Raw genomic sequence first — 26,467 nt, 5'->3', positions numbered from 1 at the left:
AACAATATGGACAGCTTTGCAAAAGAATGGAAACGCGGCTTGCAAAATAAAAAGGGCCTGTTTAGCGCCTGATCAACCGGCTAAACTCGCGCATCTGCAGAATTGCGCGCACCGCGCCCGCCTCCGACTGACGAGACGCGTCTGGACTTGGACATCAGTATCAAGACGTATTTACAAAAAAATATGCTGCCTTTAAAACCCGTTGAACTTGCGAAGCTACCGCGCCTTCCCGAATGGCAAGCGTTCTGTCAGGCCGTCCAGCACGGCTCGATCTGCACTGACGAACTACGCCTGTTGCACGCTGCCGGACTAACCATCGACCTCAGCGCGCAGGTCTCATCCCCAGACGCCCGCGCTGCGGCAACCGCCCTGCTCCAAGCCCGTGGTTTCGACCAGGCACGCGCGGCCCTGCTGGCCGGCGACCACGTCAATAAGACAGAAGACCGCGCCGCCTGGCACACCATGCTGCGCGCGCCGGAACCCATTGAAGCCGTCGCCTGCGAACACCAACGTGTTCGGGAATTCGTGGAACAGGCGGACGCTCAGGGCAAATGGAAAGCGGTGATCCATATTGGTATCGGCGGCAGCGACTGGGGCGTGCGCTTGGCCACGGACGCGTGCAGCGGTAGCGGCGCTCGCAGAGCCCTGAAATTCGTGGCCAATATTGACGGGCATGCCCTTGAAGACGCCATCCTGGGCCTGAATGCCCAAGACACTCTTTTGGTCGTCACATCCAAATCCTTCACGACGGCAGAAACGCTGGCCAACCTGCGGCGCGCCGTGGACTGGCTGGCACAGGCGGGCGTGGAACGGCCGTATGAGCAGGTTGTGGCGATCACCGCCCGCCCCGACGCCGCCCGCGCGCTGGGAATTCCGTCTTCGCAGGTCTTCGAATTCTGGGATTGGGTGGGCGGCCGATATTCCTTGTGGTCCGCCGTGGGCTTGCCAGTGGCCATGGCGGTCGGGATTGACGTCATCGAAGGCATCCGTGCCGGCGCCGCCACCATGGACGAGCACTTCGCCCAGGCGCCCATTGCGGAAAACGCGCCCGCGCAGCTTGCGCTGGCCGGCGTCGCGAACCGCAGCGTGCTCGGATATGGGTCACTCAGCATCGCCGCGTATGACGCGCGCCTGCAATTCCTGGCGCCCTATCTACAACAGCTGGACATGGAATCGCTGGGCAAATCCGTGGATATGGCCGGCGACCCCGTGGGCGTGCCCACCGGCCCGTCGGTGTGGGGCATGCCCGGCACCGACGGCCAGCACACCTTCTTCCAGTGGCTGCACCAAGGCACGGACGGCGCGGCGGTGGATTTCATCATGTGCCGCGAAGCCGACCACCAATGGACCGAAGAACACGCGATGCTGCTGGCCAATTGCCTGGCCCAACGCCAGACGCTCCTGCGGGGTACGTCGCTGGATGCGGATCGCGACGCCATGCTGGCCCAAGGCATGCCCGCGGACAAGGCCGAATGGCTCGCGCGCCATCGCCGACATGAAGGCGGCAGGCCTTCTACGCTGATCGTGTTGCCGCGCCTGACGCCGTACGCGCTGGGCGCGTTGCTGGCACTGTACGAGCACAAGATCTTCGTACAAGCGTTGATCTGGGGGATCAACCCCTTCGATCAATGGGGTGTCGAGGCGGGCAAGAAAATGGCCAGCGGCATCCTGCGCGAATTGCATGGGCAAGGCCAAAACGCCGATCACGATCTTTCGACCCAGCATTGGATTTCGGTTCTGACGCAGGGGCGCTAATACCTCCGTACCGGCATCGGCGCAGGGCCCCAAGTAGCCAAACCTGCTGTTTGGGAAGAGAATGTGCACATAAAGCTTCTAAAAGGAGACAGCCATGCGCATTGCCGATGCCCAATGGATTCCTTCGACGCAGCACCAGACATGGGATGCGTTGACGGACCCGAGAGTCTTGCAGAAGTGCATACCGGGTTGCGTGGAAGTTGCGATGCGCAGCCCTACCGAGTACGCCGTCACCCTGCGTGCCAATATCGCGGGGATCGACACCGACTACGAGGGCGAGATCCTGCTCTCGGACGTCAACGCCCCCGACAGCTGCACCCTGGTGTTTGAAGGCAAGGGCCGTGCGGCCTGCCTGGCCATCGGCACCGCCCAGGTCAATCTCAGCACCAAGGACCAGGGCACCCGCGTGGCCTATACCGTGGCCGGCATGGCGGGCGGCAAGTTGGCTGAATGTGGCGAAGGGCTGCTGCTGAAAGCCGGCGAGAAGATCATCCAGAAGTTCTTTGCCGCGTTCATCGACCACATGGCCGTCCAGCCGCGGATTGCGCCGCCGCCCCCTCCCCCCGAACCTGAACCTCGCGGCGTGTCCAATTCCCGCTGGTCATGGCTGCTGGTCGTGGTGATCATTGCGGTTTTCTGGGGCTACCACTCGTTTTACAAGTGAAAACCCTAGTGGGCCGGTGATATCCTAGGCGGCATGACTCCGCCGCCGACACCGACCCAGCCCGCCGCCGATCCCACCCGCTCCAAGAGGGATTTGCTGATGGCCATGGCGGGGGTCTCGGCAACCGTGGTGCTGGCCGCGCTGGATTCCACCATCATCAGCACGACGCTGCCGCGCGTGGCCGAGGCGCTGAACGGCATGGCCCTCTATGCCTGGGTCGGCACCGGCTACCTGCTGGCCACCGCGGCGTCCATCCTGATCTTTGGCCGGCTGGGCGACATGTTCGGCCGCAAGCCGCTGATGCTGGTTTCCGTGCTGATCATCGCGCTGGGCTCCATTGCGTGCGGGCTGGCGCAGTCCATGACCCAATTGATCGTATTCCGCACCCTGCAAGGGGTGGGCGGCGGCATGATGATTGCCACCGCTTTCGCGGCGCCGGCCGACCTGTTTCCCGATGCCAAGCAGCGCGTGCGATGGATGGCGCTGGTGTCCGCCGCCTTTGCCATGGCCAGCGGTATCGGCCCGGTACTGGGCGGCGCGGCCACCCAGGCGTTGGGCTGGCGGGCGGCATTCTTCATATCTCCCGTTGCGGCCGCAGGCGCGTTTTTCCTGTTGGCCCGCTACTTTCCCCGTATTCGCCCCATCCATGACGGCAGCCGCAAGATCGACTGGGTGGGCGCCATTTTGCTGGTTCTGGCCGTGGGCGCGCCGCTGGCCGCGCTTGAACTGGCGTTTGCGCGCGGCGAACATGCGCACCCGCTGCTGGGCGGCATGCTGGCGCTGGTGGGCATCGCGGCCATTGCCATCCTGATTCCTACCGAGCGCCGCGTGAAGTCGCCCATCTTTCCGCTGCGCGTGCTGGCCGGACAAGAATCCAAACTGCTGAACCTGGCCGCGATGATGGTGGGCGCGGTGATGTTCGTGCTGATCTTCTACAGCCCGCTGCTGTTGCAGCAGGTGCTGGGCTACACCCCCAGCGAAGCCGGCCTGCTGCTGACGCCGCTGGTTGCCGCGATCTCGGTGGGCAGCATCATTAACGGGCGCATGTTCCCCAAGCAGACAGAGCCGCAGCGCCTGATGGTGTTTGGCGGGCTGCTGCTGGCCGCCGGGACGCTGATGGTGTTGTTGATTTCACCCGGTACGTCGGCGTGGTGGATCCTGGCCGCCTTCTTCGTCAACGGATGCGCGCTGGGCTTTCTGCTGCCCAACCTGACGCTCTTCATGCAGATGCTGAGCGAACGCCGGGACGTGGGCGTGGCCTCCGCGCTGGTGCAGACCACACGGGCCATCGGCAGCGCGCTGGGCACCGCGCTGGTCGGGATCATGATTTCGCATGGCACGGTACTAAACGGAGTGCGGGCCGGGCTGGTGTTGTGTATTGTCCTGTCCCTGTCCTGTGCGCTGCTGGCGTACCGGGTCAAGATGAAGAACCTGGTCACCAGCCGCAAATAAGGCTCACCGAGACACACCATGCGTCAACGCAATTTGCTGGACCTGCTGCTGCTGGCAGGGGTCTGGGGCGGTTCCTTTCTGTTCATGCGGCTTGCCGTCAACGATTTCGGGCCCGTCGCCCTGATCGAACTTCGCGTCGGCCTGGCCGCGCTGTTCCTGCTGCCCGCCGCGATGTGGCGCGGCAAGCTGCCCATCATTGCGCGGCACTGGAAGGCCCTGCTGGTGGTTGGCACCCTGAACGCCGCCGTGCCGTTCCTGTTGTATGCCTATGCGGCGCAATCATTGGGCGCCGGGTTCTTGTCCGTGGCCAACGCGGTAACGCCCGTGTGGGGCGCCGTGGTGGGATGGCTGTGGCTCAAGGACAGGCTGCCGTGGATGCGGTCGCTGGGGCTGCTGATCGGCTTCGTGGGCATCATCGTGCTGGTGTGGGACAAGCTCAATTTCCAGGCCGGGGGCACCGGCCCCGCCGTGCTTGCCGCCGTTTCCGCACCCGTTTTCTACGGCCTTGCCGCGAACTGGACGAAGCGTTTCCTGACGGGCGTGGACGCGCTGGCCAGCGCCACGGGCAGCATGATCGCGGCCTCGCTGGTGCTGCTGCCGTTGGCCGTGTCCGCCTGGCCGGAGACGCCCGCGTCGATGACGGCGTGGATATCCACGGTGCTGCTTGCCGTGGTGTGCACCGGCGCGGCCTACATCATTTTTTTCCGCCTGATCGCCAACGTGGGCCCGACCGGCGCGGTCAGCGTCACGTTCCTGGTGCCGATCTTCGGCGTGGTGTGGGGCGCGTGGTTGCTGGACGAAAGCATCACGCCGTCCATCGTGGTGGGCGCCGCAATCATCCTGGTCGGCACCGCATTGGCACTGGGACTCGTCAAGCGGCGGGCGTGATCCGCCGCGTCAGTATTTATCCGACGAGCCCGTCAGCGCCACGCCGATGCGCAGCAGCGTGTAGGACGCCGCATCCACCCAGCGTCGCAGCCAGCCCCGGCGCTGATAGTCCAGCGGTCGAATGAAATTGCCGCCTTCGCGGATGGCCGTTTCCAGGCGCTCTTGCAGGTCCCAGGCAAAGGGCTGATCGTCGACGACGACGTTGGCCTCGCGCGCCAGCAGCAGGCTGAAGGGATCCAGGTTCGACGAGCCCACCGTCGCCACGTTGTCGATCACGGCAACCTTGGCGTGCAGGTAGCTGGGCATGTACTCGTAGATTTCAATGCCGTCGCGCAGCAGCTGATCGTACAGCGAGCGCGTGGCGTGATACTGCATGCGGTATTCGACCTTGCCTTGCAACAGCAGGCGCACGCGCACGCCCCGCGCGGCGGCCTTGGCCAGGGCGCGGCGAAACTGCCGCCCCGGAAAGAAATACGCGTTGGCGATGAGAATGTCGCGCCGAGCCTGGGTGATGCCATACAGGTAAGCGCGTTCAAACGTCTGGCGAAAGCGCAGGTTGTCGCGCAGCACCAGCGCGGCGCGCAGCGTGCCGCAAGGCTTGACGTGCGCGTGGTGCGGCTTGGTCAGCCGCATGCGGTTCCAGTCGCGCGGATGGCGGCGTAGCCGCGCCCAGTTCAGGCGTACCCACAGCAGGTCTTGCGCATAGGCCGCCTCGGTGACCAGCGGCCCTTCCACTTGCACCGCGAAGTCAAAGCGCGGGCCGGGGATGCCGTCGGTGGGGTCCAGGTCATCGTAATCGTCCACGACATTGATGCCGCCGATGAATGCGATGCTGCCGTCCACCACGGTCACCTTGCGGTGCAGGCGGCGCAGGCGGCTGCGCGAGGGGATGTAGCGCGCAAACCAGCGCGGTTCGGGTCGGAAAACCCGGCATTGCGCGCCGGCTTCAAGCAGGCGGGCGCGCACGGCTTCCACGTGCATGGCGCTGCCGAAACCGTCCAGCACCACCCTGACCTTCACGCCGCGCCGCGCTGCCGCCATCAGGCTTTCCAGCACCTGGACGCCTGTGCGGTCCAGCATGAAGATGTAGGTTTCCAGATGCACGCTGACCTGCGCGGCATCGATGGCCGCGCAGAGCGCGGGGAAAAAGTCGGCACCGTTCTGCAACAAGCGAATGCTGTTGCCGTCCGTCCATTCAAGCTTGACCTGCTCGGCCTTCACGGGAGTTCCAGCTCCGCCAGCAAGGGGGAATGATCGGACAGCCGCGCCCATTCCCGTCCGCGCAATACGCGCGCGCTGCGCACGGCGAAACCGCGCTGATAGATGCGGTCGAGGCGAAACCACGGGAACACGGCCGGAAAGGTACGGGGCGGCGGCAGCAGTGGTGGCGCGCTGCCACCCATGCCCAGCTGATTGGTGCGTTCCATCACGGACAAGCCGCCGTTGGGCAAGCCACGCAGCGCGTTGCTCAGGCGCTTGACCGAATCGCGCAAGCGCGGCAATTCACCACCATGGCTGCGCGGCGCGTGCGAGAACACTTCGTACAGGCCCAGCTGCTGCACGAACAGCGGGGCCAGGCGGTCGTTCCAGTCGTTGAAATCACCCGCGATCAGGATGGGTTCGCCATCGGGCACCATGCGGCGAATGCGCTCGGTCAGCGCCAGCACCTGGCGCGTACGGCTGCCGGCGAACAGGCCCAGGTGCACAACAAAACAATGCACCGGCCGGTCATCGACTTCAATGCGCGCATGCAGCAGGCCGCGTTGTTCCAGGCGGTGATCCGAGATGTCGACGTTCTCGTGGTCAAGAATGGGAAAGCGCGACAACAGCGCGTTGCCGTGATCCGTGGCATGACGGATGGCGTTGCGGCCATAAGCCACATCCAGCCGCAGGGCAGCGGCAAGTGATTCGTGTTGAGCGTCGAGCAAGGATTTTTGCTCGTTGCGGCCTTGGACTTCCTGCAGAAAGACAAGATCAGGGCGCAGGCCGTAAAGACCTAAGCGCAGTTCATTCAAGGAGTCGCGCCGGCCTAATGCCGAACGGCCCTTGTGAATGTTGTAGCTGACGACACGGATGAGCGACATAAAAGCGATGGCGCCTTTTGAAAGCAGAGGAACCACTGGCCAGACCCAAGGGCAGCTCCGGCAAGCACCGTCAACAAAGCGGCGTCTGCCAGATTACTCCAATTCAGCCACGCCTAGCCGCAACAAAAACACACTTATCGCAAGCCATGCCGCCAAAGAACGCAACCCGCCGCAAGCCCATGCCGCCCCACAAGCCGGGCCGCCGAGGATCCGGCTCCGCCGGTCCCGCGAGGCGCCCCCCTGGGGGGGAGGCGCCCCCGGCGCCTCGGGGGGGGGCTTACTTAGCCTCGACGTTACGCAAGCGGATGTGCAATTCGCGCAACTGCTTTTCGTCGACTTCGGAAGGCGCTTGCGTCAGCAGATCCTGGGCGCGTTGCGTCTTCGGGAAGGCGATTACGTCGCGAATCGATTCGGCGCCGGTCATCATCGTGACAATGCGGTCCAGGCCGAATGCGATACCGCCGTGCGGAGGCGCGCCATATTGCAGCGCGTCCAGCAGGTAGCCGAACTTTTCCTGAGCTTCCTCGGCGCCGATCTTCAACGCGCGGAACACCTTGCTTTGAACTTCTTCGCGGTGGATACGGACCGAGCCGCCGCCAATTTCCCAACCGTTCAGCACCATGTCGTAAGCCTTGGCGAAGGCCTTGCTGGGATCGGTTTCCAGGAAGTCTTCGTGGCCGTCCTTCGGGCTGGTGAACGGGTGGTGGGCGGCGGTGTAGCGGCCGTCTTCCTCGTCATATTCGAACATCGGGAAGTCAACCACCCACAGCGGCTGCCAACCGGCCTCGAACAGGCCCGTCTTCTTGCCAAATTCGCTGTGGCCGATCTTCACGCGCAGCGCGCCGATGGCGTCGTTGACGACCTTCTCGCGATCCGCGCCAAAGAAAATGATGTCGCCGTCTTGCGCGCCGGTGCGCTTGACCAGTTCGGCCAAGGCAGCGTCGTGCAGGTTCTTGACGATGGGCGATTGCAGGCCGTCACGGCCCTTGGCCACTTCGTTGACCTTGATGTAGGCCAGGCCCTTGGCGCCGTAGATGCCCACGAACTGCGTGTAGCCATCGATTTCGCTGCGGGACATTTCGGCGCCGCCCGGCACCCGCAATGCGACCACGCGGCTGCCGGGCGCCGTGGCGGCGGCGGCAAACACTTTGAAGTCCACATCGCGCATGACGTCGGTCATGTCGGTGAATTCGAGCTTCACGCGCAGGTCCGGCTTGTCGGAACCGTAACGGCGCATCGCTTCGGTCCACGGCATGATCGGGAACGGCTGGGCCAGGTCAACGCCCTGCACCACCTTGAACACGTGGCGGATCAGGTTTTCGAAGATTTCGCGGATCTCGAATTCGTTCAGGAACGAGGTTTCGCAGTCGATCTGGGTGAATTCGGGCTGGCGGTCAGCGCGCAGGTCTTCGTCGCGGAAGCACTTGGTGATCTGGTAGTAGCGGTCAAAGCCCGACACCATCAGCATCTGCTTGAACAGCTGCGGCGATTGCGGCAGCGCGAAGAAGTGGCCGGCGTTCACGCGCGAGGGCACCAGGTAGTCACGCGCGCCTTCGGGCGTGCTCTTGGCCAGCATCGGGGTTTCGATGTCGATGAAGCCCAGCTGGTCCAGGAACTTGCGCGTTTCGATCGACACGCGGTAGCGCAGCATCAGGTTGCGCTGCATTTGCGGGCGGCGCAGGTCCAGCACGCGGTGCGTCAGACGGGTCGTTTCCGACAGGTTGTCGTCGTCCAGCTGGAACGGCGGGGTGACCGACGCGTTCAGGATTTCGACTTCCTTGCACAGCACTTCGATCTCGCCCGAAGCCAGCTCGCTGTTGGCGGTGCCGGCCGGACGCTCGCGCACCAGGCCGGTGACGCGGACGCAAAATTCATTGCGCAGGCGCTCGGCGGTGGCGAAGGCGGCGTTGTCCGGATCGAACACGATCTGGGCCAGGCCCGCGCGGTCGCGCAAGTCGATGAAGATGACCCCGCCGTGGTCGCGGCGGCGGTTCACCCAGCCGTACAGGGTGACGGTCTGGCCGAGATGGTCACGGCAAACCTGGCCGGTGTAGCAGGTACGCATGCGGGATGACTCCGTTGTGTGCTTAGTTTGAGCGTAAGGGTTACGAATCGGCGCGCGGCGCGTCTTGCACGCCGGTTGCCGGAGAGAGCGGGGCCGGTTGACCCTCGGGCGCAAGCGCCTGGGTCGGGGCGACCACGCCCATGGAAACGATGTACTTCAATGCCGCGTCCACACTCATCTGAAGATCGATCGCGTCGGCGCGAGGCATCATCAGAAAGAAGCCGGACGTGGGATTTGGTGTCGTGGGCACATACACGCTGATGTGGTCGCCCGGCATCAAGCCGGCCACTTCACCGCTGGGCGTGCCGGTGACGAAAGCGATGGTCCAGGAGCCGGCGCGCGGATACTGCACCAGTACCGCCCGACGAAACGCCTGGCCATTGGGGGCCAGCACGGTATCGCTGACCTGCTTGACCGAGTTGTAGATGGAGCGCACCAGCGGAATACGGCCCAGCAGGCTTTCCCACTGGTCCACCATGGTGCGGCCGATGAGGTTTGCCGCGAATATGCCCGTCAGCAACACCACCACGATGACCAGGACGAAGCGGAAGCCCGGGATGTCGATGCCGAACAGCGATTCGGACGACAGGAAGCCGGGCACGAACCCTTCCAGGGTGGCGACCAGCAAGCCCAGTACCCACACCGTGATGACCAGGGGAACCCAGATCAGCAAGCCGGTGATGAAGTACTTCTTGATAAGGCGCATCCGCATCGCAAGGGCTCTAGGCGGGCGTACCGCCGGCCGGCGCTGCGGGGCTGGCCGCGGGCGCGGCTGCCGGTGCGGGCGCGGTGCTGGCGGCGGGTGCCGCCGGCGTAGCCGTTGCACTGCCTTCCGAAGGCGCCGTGGCGCTCGTGGCGGCGCCGCCACCCGATCCATTGTTGCGGAAGTCGGTCACGTACCAGCCGGAGCCTTTCAGCTGGAATCCAGCCGCGGTCACCTGCTTGGAGAACGTGCTTTGGCCGCATTCGGGGCAAACCGAAAGGGGCGCATCGGAAATCTTCTGCAAGACGTCTTTGGCATGGCCGCAGGCGCTGCACTTATAAGCGTAGATGGGCATCAGGGGCTCCGAGGCACACGCCCGGAAAATCAAAGCCGTCAAACGCCAGACACAAGGTGGTCAGGAGCGACGGGGGGGCTAGGCCGGAAAAAATTCGGGGAAAGTCTTGAATTTTAGCGGTTTTTCGGAAACCCTCGGTGTCCGGTGCCGCCCCGGGGGGCCGAGGCGGCGTCCCGGGGCGCCCGGCCCCGGCGTTGCCGGGCTTTTCTAGACCGGCAGCAGGAACATGATGGCGGCGATCAGCGTCGGCCCCAAGGCGGACAGAAACAGCCGCCCCGACGAAATCGTGCCATCGGGGAAGTGGTTTTTCAGAATGGCGAAACCGGCCGGGTTCGGCGCGTTGGCAATCACCGTCAGGCCACCGCCCGTCACCGCGCCGGCCACCAGCATGTAGCGCCAGGCTTCGTTGGTACCTTCGACCAGCGACCCCAGGTAGGTCAGCGCGGCGTTATCGGTAATGGCGGTCAGCGCCGTTGCGCCCCAGAACAGCACGAACGGCTGCAAGCCGCCCAGCAGATCCTGCAACCACCACTTTTGCAAACCGCCCAGCACGACCAGGCCGGCCAGGAAGAAGCCCACCATCAGGCCTTCCTTGATCAACAGGCGGTTCTGATGGCGCTTGTAGGCTTCGGAAAAGCCGATGAACATCATCAGCAGGCCCATGAAAATGGCCGGATGATGCGCGGTGAGCACCACGGCCACCAGGAAAACCAGATGCACGGCGATAACCAGCATCGGCACCGGCGGTCGGGAATCCGACCCCTGTGCGCCGTCGACACCGCCGCCGGTGCCCACCGAGCGGTCCATCAGCGCCTTGCGGCAGATAAACGTCAACAAGCCGGCGTTCAAGCACACGGCCACCGCCGCGCGCCAGCCGAAGTGCTGCGCCATGAACGCGGAATCCCAGCCGAAGGTGGACGCCACCATCAGCACCGGCGGCGCCGCGTAGGCGGTCAGCACCCCGCCGATCGACACGTTCACGAACAGCACGCCCAAAGTCAGGTACTTGAAGCCGGCGCGCCCGCTCGTGCGGAAATAGGCGTCGCGCAGCAGGATTGCCGCCAGCGTCATCGCGGCGGGCTCGGTGATGAAAGAGCCGCCCAGCGGCACCAGCGCCATCACCACGAAGAAGGTGGCCAGTTCGCGCGGCAGGGGCAGCACACGCGCCACGACGCGCACCAGCAAGCCGACCAATTCCAGGATGGGCCGGCTGGCGGCCACCACCATGATGACGAAAACGAACAGCGGCTCGGTGAAGTTTCGCGTGTCCATGTAGCTGACGGCGCTGGCCGGACCGGTCAGCGCGGCCATCGCGACGATCAGCGCAAACGCCCAGACGCCGAACACCGCTTCAACTTCGGCGAACAAATGCCAGATGCCGGCATGCGGCCCGCCGCGATGCGCAAGGCGCGCAAAAACGGGAACGGAAAACGTATGAAGAACCGCCACCGCGAACAGGATGGTGGCAATGACTTCAATGGGCTGGGGCATAAGAGGGACTTCCGAAATAGGGAATCACGCAACGGAAAAACCCGCGATGCGGGGCGCAAACCACGCGCGACGCAATCGCGATCCGGCGCTGCTTGCCGAACAAGGCAGGCAATATAACGCAGCCCTATTTCCGTGTAACGCAGGGTCTACACCAAGTGACGCCCCAAGACGCGCCGCTGCCCGGGCCCCTTTCTAGCTGATCGGCGCCGGCGGCTCCGCGCCCTGTTGCGCGGCCTTCATCTCCATCAGCAAGCTGTGCAGCATCTCGGTGGACAGGCCGTGCAACACCAGTCGATAGCCCGCCCGCAAGGTCGACATCGGCACCAGCGGATGGCTGTTGTTGACCAGGATCAGGTGCTGCGGCGCGCCCAGCAATTTGGCCGCGTAGATGCCGATGGTCTCGTCCAGCTGCAACGAATTGGCGGCGCGCCAGAAATCGTTGTCGGTCAACATCAGCTGGTACAGCGGCGTGAACAGTTCGATGGCGCTTTGCAGGTCCAGGAAGTTCAGCCTGCCTTGCGGCATGTCTTCCAGCTTCAGCGGTGGGTCCTCGATCATCGAGAAATCGACCGACTTGGGCGCGTGCATTTCCACGCCTGCCTCGCGCAGCGCCTGGTTCAGGCGAATCACGAAGTTAAACAGGTTCAGGTCGTGCTTGACGAAGAGTTCGTCCTTCAGGTCGTCAATGACCAACGGCTTGAGCGGCGTGGTCGTTATCGGCACCGGCGAGTTCGCGCCGATGAACGCCAGCGCCTGCGCGCCCAGGTGAAAGTGCCGCAGAATCAGCCAGTTGGCCTCGGGCGACACAAAGCGCTTCAGGCCCCAGGCCAGGATGCGATGCAGCAGCCGGGAATGCGACCAGCGGCGCGGCAAAAAGGTCTTCACCACCTGGATCACGATGATGAAGGCGCGCGCCAGCGGACGCAGGAACGGCAGCAGGTACTGACGCGACGCGCAGCTGGAATCGGTCAGCCAGGCCTTTTTGACCTTGTCCGGCAGCGGTGTGCTGCGGTCCAGGTACAAGGCCAGCCAAGGGCTGGGGTCGGCCGGATCGTGCGCCTTGGTCAGGAATTCGGGTTCCTTGCTCATGCGGCGTCGCCTTCCATGACATGGTGGAACTGCATCAGGTACAGCGCGGCGGTGCGGCGGGCGGTGTCCACGATGCGCTGCTCGGCGCGGCCGTCTTCGTCGCAGTCCAGAGCCAGTTCCACCGCCGACAGCCAGCGCGCCAGATGGTGCTCGTCGTTGTGGCCGTGGTATTCAAGAAAGCGGAAGGCGTCGGGCGGCAGCGTCAGGCTGGCCTTGAGCAAGGGCAATAGCGCCGGCACGATGCGCTGGCCCGTGCCTTCGATGATGTAGATTGCGCCCAGCAGTCCGATCGGGTCACGCGTGGCGGCCAGGCCGTGCAGATAGGCGTTCAGCGCTTCGCCGCCGGGGTTGCGGCGCAAGGCGTCGATGTTGTCCACCGTGCCGCCCGCCGTGCGGTAGTCCTGAAACAGGATCTGGAAATCGTTCTGCTCTTCGCCGGCGTGCATGTCGATCAGCGCGGCCAGCGGCGCGTATTGCTCGGTCAGCGAAGCCGCGCCCTCGCGCATCCACTTGCTGCCTTCGCGCACCTGGGGGATCCAGTTTTCCATCCAGTTCAGATAATCGCCCGTCTGGAATTCCCGGCGGCGCAAGCGGCGCACCACCGGCGTGCGCCACACGCGCGAACGGTAGTCGTGCCAGATGGCGGCCAGCTCGGTCAGCAACTGCCCCAGGCCCTGCGGGGCCATGTCGGGGTCATGCGGCGGCGCGATGGCGTCGGCGTCATCGCTCTGCGTGTCGATGCGGGCGGTCGGATTCGCGCCCGGGTTTGCCGCCGGATTCACAGGATGATCCGCCGTGGACCGCGGCGCCCCAGCCACGGCCGGCGCCTGCACCGCTTCCGCTTCCAGCAGCATGTAGGCGGCCATGAAGCGCCCCGATTCGGGGATATAGCAAAAAATCTGTTCGCCGGGTTTGATCTCGCGCGTTTCCAGGAACTCGGCCAGCATGATCAGGATCGAGGCCGCGCCCGTATTGCCGCGCCATGCCAAGTTGCTGAACCAGCGTTCGCGGGGAATCACCAGCCCGGCCTTTTCCATCAGGTCTTCAACCACGGGGATGAATTTTTCCGACGAGTAATGGCACAGGAAATGGTCGACTTGATCCGGGTCCACCCAGCCGTCGCGCACCAGCTTGGCGTATTCATGGATGCCGATGTCGAACAGATGCGGCAACAGCCGGATGTCCTGGCGCAGCGACAAGGCACCATCCGCTTCGGCTTCGTTCCAGGATGGATAGTCCAGATGGCCCTTTGCGCGGTCGGCGGACAGGCCCAGCTGCATGCACACCGGATAGTCGCCCGAGAACGACCGTTGATGCACCCACTTCAGTTTCAGCCGGACGTTCCTGGACGCCCCGGCCAGCGCGCGGCCGCTGTTGCCCAACAGCAGGGCACCCGCGCCGTCAGACAGCATCCAGCGCAGGAAATGCGCATCGAAATCGGCGTCGTATCCGCGCGCCGCAAAGCGCGATCGCTTGAACAGGCGCGACGGCAATTCGCTGGCTACGGCCAGCGCGCTGGCGTGTCCGCCCATTTCGACGCCTTGCGCCGCCGCCTGGATCGCCGACACCCCCGCCGCGCAGATGCCGTGCACCGACAGCGTTTCCATCGGCTGGGCAGCAAGCTCGCCCTGAATCATGTTGGCGAAACCCGGCATCAAGGCGTCGCCGCCCGACGACCCGCTGGTCAGCATGGACACGGCCGACAGGTCGCTGTCGGCACGCCGCAGGCAGTCGCGGATGGCGTTGGCGGCCAGCTGCGCGTTCGTGTAGACCGTCTGGCCTTCCGGGTCGATGGCGTAGTAACGGTGCTTGATGCCGTTCTCGGCAAGGATGCGGCCTTTGATGCGGCTGGACATGCGGTTCAGCGGCGCGATGTAGTTGTCCATCGCCTCGTTGGACACGGGTTCGCCCGGCATGAAATAGCCGGCGCCTTCCAGGTAGACACGATTAAACGCGATAGGCATGTGACGGGCCTCGAGTGGTAATGGGTAAGGCGCTAGCGAACATGCTCGGGCGCCATGCAGGAACGGCTGCGCAGGCGCGGCAGGATAGCGCTCAGCACGAAGACACGGAACATATAAGGCACCAGCCCCGCTTCATTCAGCGCCGGGTTGACGCGCGCGCGATAGTGTTCGCGATGCAGCCGGGTCAGTTCGGACCAATGCGCGCGCGGGTGCTCGTGATGCGCGGTGTGCAGGCCGATGTTGAACAGCAACGGGTTGACCAGCCCTTCAAAATTGCGCGCGTAGTTCAAGCCGGCAACGTCGCGCGGCCCACCGTCGGCATGGGCGTGCTGCAAGTAGTTCGTGGCCAGCAGCCAATGCAGGCCATGCAGTTGCGGCACGATCACGAACACCAGCGCCTTGACGGGGTTCACGGCCAGCAGCCCGCCCCACAAGCCCAGCCACGCCCCGTATTGCGCCATGCTGTAGCGCCACGCGCCCGGCCAGTGGCGGCGCAGCCGGCCCAGCCACGCGAAAAACATCGGATACAGCACCCAGCCCGCTTGAAACGGGTGCAGCACATAGCCCCACAGGTGGTTGGTATCGCCGCCAAAACGATAGGTGCGCGCGGCGTCGCGCGCGCCATGCTTGTAGCGATGATGATTCGCCACATGGGCCGGGTAAAAGACGAAGGTCGGATGCCCTTGCAGCAGCGTGATCCAGAAATCAGTGGCGCGGTTGGTCCAGCGGCCGCGCCACATGCGGATGTGCGTGTGGTTGTGGTGGATGACGCCGATGCCCAGCGTCAAAAACAGCATCAGCGCGTAAAGCGGCCACCAGAATCCGTACAGCCATTGCCAGGCCGCCAGCGCGGGCAACGCGGCCAGGTAGGCCAGGCTTTGCCAGTCGCGGCGGTTGCGCAAGGACGGCAGGCGCCGCCGGGCGTCAGGCTTTGCCGCCAACAGCGTCTCTGCGCTGGAATGCATCCAGCTGGTTTGCCGCGGCCTCGGCTTTCAGGCGCGTCCGACACAGGCGATCCATAAACGTGAACTGAAAACCGTAATTGCCGTTGTAGCAGGCGTGATGCAGATGGTGACGCCGACTGGCGGCGAACCAATGCGCGTAGGACACCTTGGGGAAAAAGTCGTAGTTGGCGTGGCCGATGCAATTGAAGAACAGGCTGAACAGCGGCACCGACGCCAGCGCCCAGAAGCTGAAATCATGCAGCACCATCGGCAGCATGATGACGTTGCCCAGCATCAGCGCTTCGATGGGGTGAAAGCTGTAGGTCGAGAACGGCGTCGTGACCACGGACCGGTGATGCGGCAGGTGAAAACGACGCAACAGCTTGGTGTGCAGCAAGCGGTGGTTGACCCAGAAATGGACATCGTTCCAGGCCACCAGCACCAGGATTTCGACCACGACTTTTTGCCAGCTGGGGTCAGGGTCCAGATGCGCCCAACCCAGTTGCAGCAGGCCCCACGGGAAAATCATGCCGGTGCCGAACAGCAGGATCGACAGGCCGGATTGCGCCAGTTCCCGGCGTAGCTGGCCCGGGCCCAAGGGGCGCGGATCCAGCGGCTTGCCGATGCCCAGTGCGGGCAACACGTGCTGGGTCAGCAGCCAGGTAGCCGCGCCGAAGACCAGATAGATGCCGCCGAAAAACAGCAGCCCCGCCAGCATCACCTGCCAGGCGGACAAGGCTTCAAAAGCTTGGGCCATGAACGTTTTGTTTCACCCCGAAGAATGGCCGCATCATAAGCAATCCGTCAGCATCCCGGTAGGGCTTTTATTACCAAATGAATCCGGGCAACACAAAGCTGAGGGACCGCAACGTCATCGCGCCCTAACTTCCGTCTACTGGCAAGGAAACTGGCGGTTCAGGCCCGCAACGGCCGCGTCCAGGCGCGCCGCCAACGCCGCGCTGGCGGCCGGCATCGGCTGCCGCAATTCGTCGATCAACAGGCCTTGGCGACTCAGCTGCGCCTTCAGCGGCCCGGGGTTGGGTTCTTCGAAGGCCAGGCGGATCACCGGCGCCAAGGCGTGAAACAGCCGACGCGCCAGATCCAGCTGCTGCGCGCGCACCGCCTGGTACATCGCCACGAACAGATCGGGCCGTACATGCGCGGCCGCCGCGATCATGCCCGACCCGCCCAGGCACAGCACCGGCAAGGTTTGCAGGTCTTCGCCCGCCAGCACATTCATCTGCCCGTCGGCTATCAGCGCCAGCGTCTTGTCCAACGACCCGCCGCAATCCTTGATGGCCGCCACGTTGGCATGCGCGGCCAGCGACAGCAACGTCGATGTCTCAAGTGTTGTGCCCGTGCGGTAGGGAATGTCGTACAGCACCAGGGGAAAGCGCGAAGCATCGGCAAGGCGGCGGAAATAGGCGGCGGCCCCTTCCTGCCCGGCCCGCACGTAGTACGGCGCGGGGGCCAGGATGCCGGCCAGCGGTCGCGTGCCAAAGGCGGCCAGGCGTTGCAGCACGTGCCCTTGATGGTTGCCGGCCAGCCCCATGATGACGGGCAGGCGGCCGGCTTCGGCCAACACGGCGTCCAGCACCGCCAATTGCTCGGCGTCGTCCAGCGAGGCGGCCTCGCCCGTGCTGCCGCACACGACCAGCCCGTCAACCCCCGCCGCCGCGTAGTGGCGCACCAGGCGGCGCAACGCGCCCCCGTCGACGGCACCGCCCGAAAACGGCGTCACCAGCGGCACCCAGACGCCTTGGAACACAGATTGTTGAATGGACATGAGAACACTCCTTCGATGTAAGCGGACCGCGGTTGGACCGTACAGAAGTGCTCGGGATATCAGGGGTGCGCAAGAGGCGCCAAAGCGCCGCCAGAAGGCCGCTGTTCCGTCGCCCATCTGACGGAACAGCATGCTCCGGTCAGATGAGCGGCTGTTTTTTGGATTTCAGGCCGACGGCAGCCGGCACCGCGCCCAGGGCGCGGATGCAGGAAGCGAATTGGATGGCCTGATGAATCATGAATGAACAAAAAATTAGGCGCACGTCGGCGGCTGATGCGCAAATCTACCGGCCGGCCGTTGACGTGTCAACGGCCGCCGCTTAGCGCAGGCTGGACAGGAACACGGCGCACAGCGCCTGCATGCCTGCGCGGTCGTCTTCGTCAAAGCGGTCCGGCACGGGGCTGTCCACATCCCAGACGCCGATCAATTCGCCTTGATGCACGAGCGGCACGACGATTTCGGAGCGCGAGGCGGCATCGCAGGCGATGTGGCCGGGAAATGCGTGCACGTCCGGCACCAGCTGCGTCTGGCGCTGGCTGGCGGCCGCGCCGCACACGCCGCGATTCAGCGGGATACGCACGCAGGCGGGCTTGCCCTGGAACGGGCCAAGAACCAGTTCGGTGCCGTCAAAGAAATAAAAGCCCGCCCAGTTCAGATCGGGCAAGGCTTGGTAGGCCAGCGCGCTGAGGTTGGCGGCGTTGGCGATGCGGTCGGGCTCGCCCTCCAGCAGCGCGCGGGCCTGCGCGACCAATTCGGCGTACAGGGCGGACTTGGACTCGGCGACGATCGGGGCGGCTTCGAACATGGCGATAAATGTAACTGTACAGGCGGTTTTCGATGCAGGTGATTTTAGGGGTTCCGCGCGTTAAAGGGGCCGGGCTGCTACCGTATGGGACAATACTTTTTTGTCGCAGTCCCCTACACAAGCCTCTCCCTTTACCCTTCTTCTTCAAGAAGCAATCCATGGACAAGCCTCTCGAACCTGCGTTTTCCTTTTCGGAACGCGCCCAGCAACTTACCAGCTCCGCCATCCGCGAGATCCTCAAGGTCACCGAGCGCCCCGAAGTCATTTCGTTCGCTGGCGGCTTGCCGGCGCCCGGCGGCTTCCCGGTAGAAGTGGTACGTGCTGCGTTCGACAAGGTACTGTCCACCAACGGCCGCGCGGCCCTGCAATACGGCCCCACCGAAGGTTATGCGCCGCTGCGCCAATGGGTTGCCGACGACCTGAACCGCGCGGGCGCCAACGTTGCCGCCGACCAGATCCTGATCGTCTCCGGTTCGCAGCAAGCGCTGGACCTGCTGGGCAAGGTACTGATCGACAAGGACAGCAAGGTGCTGGTCGAAGACCCCAGCTACCTGGGCGCGCTGCAATCGTTCAGCCTGTACCAGCCGAAGTTCGTGCCGGTGCCCACCGACGAAGGCGGCCTGATCCCCGAATCCATCACGCCCGAACTGGCTGACGGCGCACGCTTCCTGTACGCGCTGCCCAACTTCCAGAACCCCACGGGCCGCACGCTGAACCTGGAACGCCGCATCGCGCTGGTCAAGCGCGCCGCCGAACTGAACCTGACCATCGTCGAAGATGACCCCTACGGCGAACTGCGCTACGCAGGCGAACCGCAGCCCGGCCTGGTGGCGCTGGCCGCCGAGTACGGCGCCAACGTCGTGCGCCTGGGCACGTTCTCAAAGGTGCTGGCACCGGGCCTGCGCCTGGGCTATATCGCCGGCGCCCGTCCGCTGATCAACAAGCTGGTGCAGGCCAAGCAAGCCACCGATCTGCACACGCCCACGCTGACGCAGATGGCCGTGTACGAAATCGTCAAGGACGGCTTCCTGGAAGAGCACCTGCCCAACGTGCGCGAAATCTACCGCGCCCAGGGCAGCTGCATGCTGGAGGCCATCAAGCGCGAATTCCCGTCCACGGTGACGTGGACCAAGCCGGAAGGCGGCATGTTCATCTGGCTGACGCTGCCCGAACACATGGACAGCACCAAGCTGCTGGAAAAGGCCATCGCGCAAAACGTGGCCTTCGTGCCGGGCGCGCCGTTCTACAGCGGCGTGGGCAAGCAGAACACGCTGCGCCTCAGCTTTGCCACCGTGCCGGAAGACAAGATCCGCACCGGCATCGCCATCCTGGGCAAGCTGCTCAAGGAATACACGGCCTGAATCGTGCCGGCTTGAAAGCTGCTTGAAGTTCCACGGCCGGGCGCAATGCCCGGCCGTTGTTTTATGCTGTCGGCTTTCCCGACCAAATTCTGACCGTGACAGTGAGCGCCTCGCAACAACCTCCCGTCGACCTCAGCGACATCGTTTTCACCGACTGGGTCGAACGCTGGCTTCCGAAATCCTGGCGGCCCTACGCGCGCCTGTGCCGGCTGGACCGGCCTATCGGCACGTGGCTGACGCTGCTGCCGGCCGTGGCCGCGCTGGTGCAGTCAGCCGGTGGCCTGCCCGACCTGCAACGGCTGATCGTCTTTTCGCTGGGCGCTTTGCTGATGCGCGGCATCGGCTGCACGGTCAACGACATGTGCGACCGCAACTTCGACAAGCACGTCGAACGCACGCGCTTCCGGCCACTGACCAGCGGCCAGCTGTCGATGAAGAACGCAGTGTGGTTCCTGCTCGGGCAACTGCTGGTGTGCGGATCGCTGCTGTTTTTCCTGAACGAAATGAGCCGCTGGCTGGCCCTGGCCGTGCTGCCCTTCGTGTTCATCTACCCGCTGTGCAAGCGCGTCACGTACTGGCCGCAAGTGGTGCTGGGCATCTGCTTTAACTGGGGCATGCTGATGGCCTGGTCCGACACGCAGAACGTCGTGCCGCTGGCCGCCATCGCCATGTGGTTGGGCGCGGTGCTTTGGCAGGTGGGCTACGACAGCATCTACGCGTACGTCGACGTGCGCGACGACCGCAGCCTGGGGCTGCATTCCACGGCCATGCGCTTTGGCGACCAAGGCAAATTGTGGATCGGCGGTTTCTACGCCGCGACCGTCGTGCTGTGGGCCTGGGGTGGTTATGCCATGGGCTTGTCGTGGGCGTACCAGGTTGGCATGGCCGCCGTCGCCGTGCATCTGGCGTGGCAGCTGAAGGTGTTCGACATCCAGCGCCCCGACCGCAACTTCATGCTGTTTCGCGCCAACCTGTGGCTGGGTGCGCTGCTGGTGGCGGCGGCGTTGGCGGGCACGCTGATCCGGTGATCCGTTGGTCCGTTGGTCCGTGGGTCCGTTGGTCCGTTGGTCCGCTAAGGACGACGGCCAGGGCGGGCCGCAGCGCACCGCCGGCGCCGGCCCGGCCGCGAACCGCGGGGCGCCGCATTGCCGCTCGGGCCAGATCAGGCCATCATGGCGTTTCCGCAACGCCTTACGGAGACACCGCATGCCCTCTTTCGTTAAATCCTTGGCCGCAGCCGCCGCTGCGTGCGCCGTGTTCGGCACCCTGCCCGCTCAGGCCGCCACCGATTGCTCGGCCCAACGAGGCTGCGCCGCCAAGTTCTGCGAAATCGAAAACGACATTGCCGCTGCGCAAGCACAGAACAACACGCGCCGCGAAGCCGGCTTGAAGAAGGCCTTGGCCGAAGCCAAGGCACATTGCACCGACAGCCGCCTGCAATCCCAACGCGAAACAAACGTGCGTGAGAAGCAGTCCAAAGTGTCCGAACGCGAACAAGAGCTGAAGGAAGCCCGCGCCAAGGGCAAGCAGGACAAGATCGATAAGGCACAGCGCAAGCTGGAGGAAGCCCAATCCGAGTACAACGCGGCGCTGGTGGAACTGAATCGCTAAGCGGCGTCGGGCACTGACAGCCACCGTCGCCACGTAAAGCCCCGGTCCAAAGCCGGGGCTTTGCTTTTCGGCGACCCCGACCACTTCTCGGGGCGTACGCGGATGTGAATGGTCAACGGCGGCCGCCGCCGACCACAACCTATCGTGTCATCAGACGGAAATATCGCCATCTATGGTGCCATCTGGTGGAATCCACATCGATTAGTACATTTTTTGGAAAGATGTTTTCAGGTAATAAGGGTTTATCCCGAGGTTGTTTGAGCACAGAATGCATCTCATCGGGACACAGCAAGCGAACCCCAGGCAATGACGTCAGAGGTTCGAATCCCAAGCTCACAAGACACCGGAGGTCTGCTATGAAAACCCTTGCTACCGCATTGATGCTGTCCATGTCCGTCCTGGCCGCTGGCGCGCAAGCCGCCGAAGCCGACCAAGCCCCCACCCGCGCTCAAGTGCAAGCTGAACTGCAACAAGCCAAGGTTTCGGGTCAATACACGTTTGGCGAAGAAGGCTACCCCGCCCCCATCGCCCAGAAGTCCAGCCTGAGCTCGCAACAAGTTCAAGCCGAACTGGCCCAAGCCAAGAACGCCGGCGAAGTCACCTTCGGCAACCTGGACTACCCGCCCGTCGCCGCTGCTGAACACGCCACGTCGCTGAGCCGCGCCCAAGTTGAATCGCAACTGGCTCAAGCCAAGGCAGAAGGCCTGGTGACCTTCGGCAACATGGACTACCCCCCCATGGGCAGCTGATCCACTGGCCTGAAAAGGCCGTGACAGCCCCATCGAAAGCCCCTCGGCGAAAGCCGGGGGGCTTTGTTTTTTGACGCTTCGACTACTTATTAAGTCGTTATGTCGATAACTAAAGCCGTTACGACACTTTCGGTTCTACAAATCGACAGCGCTCCCGCATAGGATGAGGCCACCCCATCCCCTATCCGCAGGAGCAGCCCCATGTCCATGTCAGCCACCCGTCCCATCGTTTTGCTGGGCGCCGGAAAAATCGGTTTCGCTATCGCCTTGATGCTGGAACGCAGCGGCGATTACTCGGTGCTGGTTGCCGACCAGGACCCCGCCCGCCTGGGCGTGTTGGCTGAATTGGGCTGCGAGACGCGCCAGATCAGCGATGACGACTCCGTGGCGCGTTGCATCGAAGGCGCTTACGCCGTCGTCAACGCCTTGCCGTTCCATCGTGCAACCGCCGTGGCAGGACTGTGCGCGCGCGCGGGCGTCCACTACTTTGATTTGACCGAAGATGTCGCCAGCACCCACGCCATCCAGGCGCTGGCGGGCGATGTGCAAAGCGTGCTGATGCCGCAATGCGGCCTGGCCCCCGGCTTCATCGGCATCGTCGGCAACGCGTTGGCCCGCCGCTTCGACACCTTGCTGGACCTGCGCATGCGCGTGGGCGCCCTGCCGCGCTACCCGTCCAATAGCCTGCGCTACAACCTGACCTGGAGCACCGAAGGCCTGATCAACGAGTACTGCAACCCTTGCGAGGCCATCGTCGACGGCAAGCTGACCAGCGTGCCCGCGCTGGAAGGCTATGAGACTTTTGCGCTGGACGGGGTCGAATACGAGGCCTTCAACACGTCGGGAGGCCTGGGCACGCTACCCGCGACGCTGTTGGGGCGCGCCCGCAACGTGGACTACAAGTCCGTGCGCTATCCCGGCCACTGCAACATCATGAAGTTGCTGCTGAACGACCTGCGCCTGCGAGACCGCCGCGATCTGCTCAAGGATATTTTCGAGTCGGCCATTCCTACCACCGAGCAGGACGTCATCGTGATCCAGGCGTCGGCATCCGGCCATCGCCACGGCAGGCTGGAAGAAGAGTCCTACCCCATCCGCGTGTTCGGCGCCGATGTGGACGGCCACCGCCTGAGCGCGATCCAGCTGTCCACCGCCGCCGGCATTTGCGCCGCGCTGGATCTTGTGGCGCAGGGCGTCTTGCCGCAAAAGGGGTTTGTGGGGCAAGAAGCGATCGACCTGGACGCCTTGCTGAACAACCGCTTTGGCCGCGTCTACGCCGGCAAGCCGCTGGCACTGGCCGGCTGCGCGACGGCTGATCGCTAGCGCGCAATTCCCGTCGGGGGCCAAGCCCGCTCGCCTGCCTCCGCCCGCGCCAGCGCGGCGCTACGTCCAGCCTTCCAGACGCAGCGTCGCGCGCACCAGGCGCTGCTCTTCCTGCTCGATATCCGACAAGCTCTGCCGTACGCTGTCCACATGGTCGGCGGCGGCTTTGCGCGCTTGTTCGGGCTGGCGCCCCGTCACCGCGTTGTACAGCCGGGTGTGCTGACGGTCGATCTGCCGCTTTTCCGGTTCGCGGTGATACAGGTTGTTGACGCACGCGAATACCGAGCCCAGCAGCAGGTCGGTCAGTGATTGCAGCGTGTGCACCAACACCGGGTTGTGCGAGGCCTCGCAGATCGCCAAGTGAAACGCGTGGTCCAGATGGGCGTGCGTGGCCGTGTCGGTGGCCGTGCCCTGCGCGGCAACCATGTCGTCATAACGTCGGCGGATCATGATGAAGTCGGCTTCGGTACCCCGGATGGCAGCCAGGCGCGCGGATTCCGCTTCAAGCAGCGAGCGCACTTCCAGCAAGTCGTACAGCGTGCGCGGCTGCGAATTGAACAGGTGCATCAACGGCCCGGCGTCCACCTTCGAGATGTGCGCCACGAAGGACCCCTTGCCTTGCGCGGTGTGAATGATCTCGCGTGCGCGCAGCAGCTTCAGCCCTTCGCGCAGCGCCGTGCGCGACACGCCCAGCTTTTCGGTCAGCCGCCGTTCGGACGGCAAGGCCTGCCCCGCCTTCAGCACGCCATCCAGGATCAGGCGTTCGATCCGCTCGGCCACTTCATCCGCCACCTGGCGAGGTTTTTCTTCTGTTTCCGCGTACATGCAATCTCCGCACCAGTGGTATGACCAAGCCGGCCATGGGGTTTCGGCTGTCCGCCACACCTCTGTAAGGTGCTGATATAAAACCATAAAAATCACATTCCTGTCTTACGGCCACGAAATAAACTGGTATGACCAGCTGGTTTTCGGGTAGACATCAGGGCGGGTGGGAACGATGATGTCAGGACAGATTCACCCGGCGCCCGGCGCCGGCCAGCCCTTCTTACCGCTAGAGACCCGCATGACTCAACGCACCCAGCAACACGGCCTGCAAGTGGCGGCCAATCTCACCCAATTCATCGAACAGGAAGCCCTGCCCGGCACCGGCCTGGATGCAGACAGCTTCTGGCAGGGTTTCGCGGCGCTGGTACATGACCTGGCGCCCAAGAACCGCGCCCTGCTGGCCGAACGCGACCGTCTGCAAGCCGAGCTGGACGCCTGGCACCGCGCCAACCCCGGCCCCATCGCCGACCCGGCCACCTACCGCAAGTTTCTGGAAGGCATCGGCTACCTGCTGCCCCAACCGGCCAGCGTGCAAGCCACCACCGACAACGTCGACACTGAAATCTCGCAGCAGGCCGGTCCGCAGTTGGTCGTGCCAATGTCCAACTCGCGCTATGCACTGAATGCCGCCAACGCGCGCTGGGGCAGCCTGTACGACGCCCTCTACGGCACCGACGCCATCCCCGCCACGCCCGGCGATACGGGCAAGGGCTATAACCCCGAGCGCGGCGCCGCCGTCATCGCGCGCGCACGCAGCTTTCTGGACACGGCCGCCCCGCTGGCCAATGGTTCGCACATCGATGCGCAGCGCTACACCGTTGAAGGCGACCAACTGCGCGTCAACCTGGCCAAGGGCGTGGTGACCAGCCTTAAATTCGGCTCGCAATTCGCCGGCTACCAAGGCGACGCGTCCGCCCCCACGGCCATCCTGCTCAAGAACAACGGCCTGCACTTTGAAATCCAGATCGATCGCGCCAACGCCATCGGCGGCACCGACGCCGCCGGCGTGAAAGACGTGCTGGTCGAAGCCGCGCTGACCACCATCATGGACTGCGAAGACTCGGTTGCCGCCGTCGACGCCGACGACAAGGTGCACATCTATCGCAACTGGCTGGGCCTGATGAAGGGCGACCTGACCGAAGCCGTCACCAAGGCCGGCAAAACCTTCACGCGCAAGCTGAACGCCGATCGCCAATACACGCGCCCGGACGGCGGCGTGCTGACCTTGCACGGCCGGTCGCTGATGTTCGTGCGCAACGTGGGCCACCTGATGACCAACCCGGCCATCCTTGACCGCGACGGCAATGAAATCCCCGAAGGCATTCTGGACGCCGTCGTCACCAGCCTGGCCGCGCTGCACGACCGCACCGCCAAGCTGAATTCGCGCACCGGGTCCGTCTATATCGTGAAGCCCAAGATGCACGGGCCAGCCGAAGCAGCCTTTGCCAGCGAACTCTTCGATCGCGTCGAAGACCTGATCAAGGTGCCGCGCAACACCTTGAAAATGGGGATCATGGATGAAGAACGCCGCACCAGCATTAACCTGAAAGCGTGCATCGGCGCCGCCGCATCGCGCGTGGCGTTCATCAACACGGGCTTTTTGGACCGCACCGGCGACGAAATGCACTCCAGCATGGAAGCGGGCCCGATGCTGCGCAAGGGCGACATGAAATCCACCGCCTGGATCACCGCCTATGAACGCAACAACGTGCTGGTGGGCCTGGACACCGGCCTGCGCGGGCGCGCCCAGATCGGCAAGGGCATGTGGGCCATGCCCGACCTGATGGCCGCCATGCTGGAACAGAAAATTGCGCACCCGAAGGCCGGCGCCAACACCGCCTGGGTCCCGTCGCCCACCGCCGCCACGCTGCACGCGCTGCACTATCACCAGATCGACGTGCAAGCCGTACAGAAAGAACTGGAGCGCACCAAGCTGGACAGCGTCCGCGACGATCTCTTGGGCGGGTTGTTGAGCGTGCCGGTGGGCGATCCGTCGAAGTGGTCCGCCGCCGACATCCAGCAGGAACTGGACAACAACGTGCAGGGCATCCTGGGATACGTCGTGCGCTGGATCGACCAGGGCGTGGGTTGCTCCAAGGTGCCCGACATCCATAACGTCGGCCTGATGGAAGACCGCGCCACGCTGCGCATTTCCAGCCAGCACATCGCCAACTGGCTGCGCCACGGCGTGACCAACAAGGAACAGGTCACGGAAACCTTCAAGCGCATGGCCAAAGTGGTTGACGGCCAGAACGCCGGAGACCCGCTCTACCAGACGATGGACGGCAACTTCGATACGTCGCTGGCCTTCCAGGCGGCGTGCGCGCTGGTGTTCGAAGGCTTGACGCAGCCCAACGGCTACACCGAACCGTTGCTGCACAAGTACCGTCTGCAATTCAAGGCCGCCGCGCAGGCCTGACCGCCCATCGCGCGGATCATTGCACTCCAAACCCGGGCAGCCTGAGCTGCCCGGGTTTTCTTTGGCTCTGCATCAGCACGGCCCCCGCGCATGCCGACCGCCCCAAAAAAACAACCGACCAATTTCGCACGACC

General features: G+C 64.3%; 23 protein-coding genes. 10 read left to right on the top strand and 13 right to left on the bottom strand.

The genetic code is table 11. The annotated features are described in order from the left end of the window. The first annotated feature begins 183 nt into the window (after positions 1–183). The 4 genes from pgi to V6F88_RS11080 all read left to right on the top strand — a co-directional run bounded on the left by pgi (position 184) and on the right by V6F88_RS11080 (position 4,759). Entirely contained in the window at positions 184–1,755 is a 1,572-nt protein-coding gene (gene pgi, locus V6F88_RS11095) for a glucose-6-phosphate isomerase (protein WP_332609517.1), read from the top strand. Between the two features lie 94 nt (positions 1,756–1,849). Continuing rightward, complete coding sequence (locus tag V6F88_RS11090; RefSeq protein WP_332609516.1) at positions 1,850–2,419, top strand: SRPBCC family protein; 570 nt, start codon at positions 1,850–1,852, stop codon at positions 2,417–2,419. Between the two features lie 33 nt (positions 2,420–2,452). Further along, positions 2,453–3,871: an MFS transporter gene (locus V6F88_RS11085; protein ID WP_442880286.1), complete on the top strand. Its 1,419-nt coding sequence runs from the start codon at positions 2,453–2,455 to the stop codon at positions 3,869–3,871. Between the two features lie 18 nt (positions 3,872–3,889). After that, a complete protein-coding gene (locus tag V6F88_RS11080; RefSeq protein WP_332609514.1) occupies positions 3,890–4,759 on the top strand; it encodes a DMT family transporter in 870 nt (289 codons plus the stop codon). 9 nt (positions 4,760–4,768) lie between these two features. Here V6F88_RS11080 and clsB read toward each other — a convergent pair whose 3' ends face one another. The 12 genes from clsB to V6F88_RS11020 form a co-directional block, all read right to left on the bottom strand. Continuing rightward, positions 4,769–5,980, bottom strand: a complete 1,212-nt coding sequence (gene clsB, locus V6F88_RS11075; protein ID WP_332609513.1) for a cardiolipin synthase ClsB — start codon at positions 5,978–5,980, stop codon at positions 4,769–4,771. Then, positions 5,977–6,843: an endonuclease/exonuclease/phosphatase family protein gene (locus V6F88_RS11070; RefSeq protein ID WP_332609512.1), complete on the bottom strand. Its 867-nt coding sequence runs from the start codon at positions 6,841–6,843 to the stop codon at positions 5,977–5,979. The genes clsB and V6F88_RS11070 overlap by 4 nt, the downstream gene beginning before the upstream one ends. A 277-nt stretch (positions 6,844–7,120) precedes the next feature. After that, a complete protein-coding gene (gene aspS, locus V6F88_RS11065; protein WP_046802942.1) occupies positions 7,121–8,908 on the bottom strand; it encodes an aspartate--tRNA ligase in 1,788 nt (595 codons plus the stop codon). Positions 8,909–8,948: 40 nt separating this feature from the next. Continuing rightward, positions 8,949–9,614 (bottom strand): DUF502 domain-containing protein, encoded by a 666-nt coding sequence (locus V6F88_RS11060; RefSeq protein ID WP_046802941.1) that lies wholly within the window; start codon positions 9,612–9,614, stop codon positions 8,949–8,951. Between the two features lie 16 nt (positions 9,615–9,630). After that, entirely contained in the window at positions 9,631–9,966 is a 336-nt protein-coding gene (locus V6F88_RS11055) for an FmdB family zinc ribbon protein (protein WP_332609510.1), read from the bottom strand. Between the two features lie 207 nt (positions 9,967–10,173). Then, entirely contained in the window at positions 10,174–11,457 is a 1,284-nt protein-coding gene (locus V6F88_RS11050; protein WP_332609509.1) for a putative Na+/H+ antiporter, read from the bottom strand. A gap of 192 nt (positions 11,458–11,649) precedes the next feature. Beyond that, complete coding sequence (locus V6F88_RS11045) at positions 11,650–12,546, bottom strand: DUF6999 family protein (RefSeq protein WP_332609507.1); 897 nt, start codon at positions 12,544–12,546, stop codon at positions 11,650–11,652. Continuing rightward, positions 12,543–14,510, bottom strand: coding sequence for an iron-containing redox enzyme family protein (locus tag V6F88_RS11040; RefSeq protein ID WP_332609506.1), 1,968 nt, complete (start codon positions 14,508–14,510; stop codon positions 12,543–12,545). Before V6F88_RS11040 ends, V6F88_RS11045 begins: the two co-directional genes overlap by 4 nt. Before the next feature lie 32 nt (positions 14,511–14,542). After that, complete coding sequence (locus V6F88_RS11035; protein WP_332609504.1) at positions 14,543–15,475, bottom strand: fatty acid desaturase; 933 nt, start codon at positions 15,473–15,475, stop codon at positions 14,543–14,545. Beyond that, positions 15,435–16,211, bottom strand: a complete 777-nt coding sequence (locus V6F88_RS11030; protein ID WP_332609503.1) for a sterol desaturase family protein — start codon at positions 16,209–16,211, stop codon at positions 15,435–15,437. Before V6F88_RS11030 ends, V6F88_RS11035 begins: the two co-directional genes overlap by 41 nt. A 135-nt stretch (positions 16,212–16,346) precedes the next feature. Then, positions 16,347–17,240, bottom strand: a complete 894-nt coding sequence (gene dapA / locus V6F88_RS11025; RefSeq protein ID WP_332609501.1) for a 4-hydroxy-tetrahydrodipicolinate synthase — start codon at positions 17,238–17,240, stop codon at positions 16,347–16,349. A 319-nt stretch (positions 17,241–17,559) separates the two neighbouring features. After that, positions 17,560–18,045, bottom strand: a complete 486-nt coding sequence (locus V6F88_RS11020; RefSeq protein WP_332609500.1) for a GAF domain-containing protein — start codon at positions 18,043–18,045, stop codon at positions 17,560–17,562. A 158-nt stretch (positions 18,046–18,203) separates the two neighbouring features. On the opposite strand from V6F88_RS11020, the gene V6F88_RS11015 reads away from it, so the two are divergent. From V6F88_RS11015 to V6F88_RS10995, 5 genes are all read left to right on the top strand, one after another. Beyond that, positions 18,204–19,406, top strand: a complete 1,203-nt coding sequence (locus V6F88_RS11015) for an aminotransferase-like domain-containing protein (protein ID WP_332609498.1) — start codon at positions 18,204–18,206, stop codon at positions 19,404–19,406. Positions 19,407–19,507: 101 nt separating this feature from the next. Continuing rightward, the gene (ubiA, locus tag V6F88_RS11010) at positions 19,508–20,434 is read left to right on the top strand and encodes a 4-hydroxybenzoate octaprenyltransferase (RefSeq protein ID WP_332609496.1); all 927 of its coding nucleotides are present in this window, start codon (positions 19,508–19,510) and stop codon (positions 20,432–20,434) included. A 178-nt stretch (positions 20,435–20,612) separates the two neighbouring features. Further along, complete coding sequence (locus V6F88_RS11005) at positions 20,613–21,017, top strand: DUF1090 domain-containing protein (RefSeq protein WP_332609494.1); 405 nt, start codon at positions 20,613–20,615, stop codon at positions 21,015–21,017. Between the two features lie 356 nt (positions 21,018–21,373). Then, positions 21,374–21,766 (top strand): DUF4148 domain-containing protein, encoded by a 393-nt coding sequence (locus V6F88_RS11000; protein ID WP_332609493.1) that lies wholly within the window; start codon positions 21,374–21,376, stop codon positions 21,764–21,766. A gap of 201 nt (positions 21,767–21,967) precedes the next feature. Continuing rightward, positions 21,968–23,089, top strand: coding sequence for a saccharopine dehydrogenase family protein (locus V6F88_RS10995; RefSeq protein WP_332609491.1), 1,122 nt, complete (start codon positions 21,968–21,970; stop codon positions 23,087–23,089). Between the two features lie 60 nt (positions 23,090–23,149). Here the strand turns inward: V6F88_RS10995 and glcC are convergent, their stop codons facing one another. Next, the gene (glcC, locus tag V6F88_RS10990; protein ID WP_046802929.1) at positions 23,150–23,914 is read right to left on the bottom strand and encodes a transcriptional regulator GlcC; all 765 of its coding nucleotides are present in this window, start codon (positions 23,912–23,914) and stop codon (positions 23,150–23,152) included. A 238-nt stretch (positions 23,915–24,152) separates the two neighbouring features. Here glcC and V6F88_RS10985 point away from each other — a divergent pair, with 238 nt between their 5' ends. After that, the gene (locus V6F88_RS10985) at positions 24,153–26,333 is read left to right on the top strand and encodes a malate synthase G (protein ID WP_332609490.1); all 2,181 of its coding nucleotides are present in this window, start codon (positions 24,153–24,155) and stop codon (positions 26,331–26,333) included. The last annotated feature ends 134 nt before the right edge of the window (positions 26,334–26,467 follow it).

Origin of the sequence: Achromobacter sp. ESBL13, assembly GCF_036668755.1 — a bacterium.
In the GTDB taxonomy this organism is placed as follows: Bacteria; Pseudomonadota; Gammaproteobacteria; order Burkholderiales; family Burkholderiaceae_B; genus Achromobacter.
Note: the sequence above shows the minus strand (reverse complement) of the source record. Positions and strands in the feature narration are given on the sequence as shown.

Bases quoted from the DNA above. Each gene is read 5' to 3' on its own strand.
- pgi (WP_332609517.1), top strand. From the start codon at position 184: ATGCTGCCTTTAAAACCCGTTGAACTTGCGAAGCTACCGCGCCTTCCC.
- V6F88_RS11090 (WP_332609516.1), top strand. From the start codon at position 1,850: ATGCGCATTGCCGATGCCCAATGGATTCCTTCGACGCAGCACCAGACA.
- V6F88_RS11085 (WP_442880286.1), top strand. From the start codon at position 2,453: ATGACTCCGCCGCCGACACCGACCCAGCCCGCCGCCGATCCCACCCGC.
- V6F88_RS11080 (WP_332609514.1), top strand. From the start codon at position 3,890: ATGCGTCAACGCAATTTGCTGGACCTGCTGCTGCTGGCAGGGGTCTGG.
- V6F88_RS11070 (WP_332609512.1), bottom strand. From the start codon at position 6,843: ATGTCGCTCATCCGTGTCGTCAGCTACAACATTCACAAGGGCCGTTCG.
- aspS (WP_046802942.1), bottom strand. From the start codon at position 8,908: ATGCGTACCTGCTACACCGGCCAGGTTTGCCGTGACCATCTCGGCCAG.
- V6F88_RS11060 (WP_046802941.1), bottom strand. From the start codon at position 9,614: ATGCGCCTTATCAAGAAGTACTTCATCACCGGCTTGCTGATCTGGGTT.
- V6F88_RS11055 (WP_332609510.1), bottom strand. From the start codon at position 9,966: ATGCCCATCTACGCTTATAAGTGCAGCGCCTGCGGCCATGCCAAAGAC.
- V6F88_RS11050 (WP_332609509.1), bottom strand. From the start codon at position 11,457: ATGCCCCAGCCCATTGAAGTCATTGCCACCATCCTGTTCGCGGTGGCG.
- V6F88_RS11045 (WP_332609507.1), bottom strand. From the start codon at position 12,546: ATGAGCAAGGAACCCGAATTCCTGACCAAGGCGCACGATCCGGCCGAC.
- V6F88_RS11040 (WP_332609506.1), bottom strand. From the start codon at position 14,510: ATGCCTATCGCGTTTAATCGTGTCTACCTGGAAGGCGCCGGCTATTTC.
- V6F88_RS11035 (WP_332609504.1), bottom strand. From the start codon at position 15,475: ATGCATTCCAGCGCAGAGACGCTGTTGGCGGCAAAGCCTGACGCCCGG.
- V6F88_RS11030 (WP_332609503.1), bottom strand. From the start codon at position 16,211: ATGGCCCAAGCTTTTGAAGCCTTGTCCGCCTGGCAGGTGATGCTGGCG.
- dapA (WP_332609501.1), bottom strand. From the start codon at position 17,240: ATGTCCATTCAACAATCTGTGTTCCAAGGCGTCTGGGTGCCGCTGGTG.
- V6F88_RS11020 (WP_332609500.1), bottom strand. From the start codon at position 18,045: ATGTTCGAAGCCGCCCCGATCGTCGCCGAGTCCAAGTCCGCCCTGTAC.
- V6F88_RS11015 (WP_332609498.1), top strand. From the start codon at position 18,204: ATGGACAAGCCTCTCGAACCTGCGTTTTCCTTTTCGGAACGCGCCCAG.
- V6F88_RS11005 (WP_332609494.1), top strand. From the start codon at position 20,613: ATGCCCTCTTTCGTTAAATCCTTGGCCGCAGCCGCCGCTGCGTGCGCC.
- V6F88_RS11000 (WP_332609493.1), top strand. From the start codon at position 21,374: ATGAAAACCCTTGCTACCGCATTGATGCTGTCCATGTCCGTCCTGGCC.
- V6F88_RS10995 (WP_332609491.1), top strand. From the start codon at position 21,968: ATGTCCATGTCAGCCACCCGTCCCATCGTTTTGCTGGGCGCCGGAAAA.
- glcC (WP_046802929.1), bottom strand. From the start codon at position 23,914: ATGTACGCGGAAACAGAAGAAAAACCTCGCCAGGTGGCGGATGAAGTG.
- V6F88_RS10985 (WP_332609490.1), top strand. From the start codon at position 24,153: ATGACTCAACGCACCCAGCAACACGGCCTGCAAGTGGCGGCCAATCTC.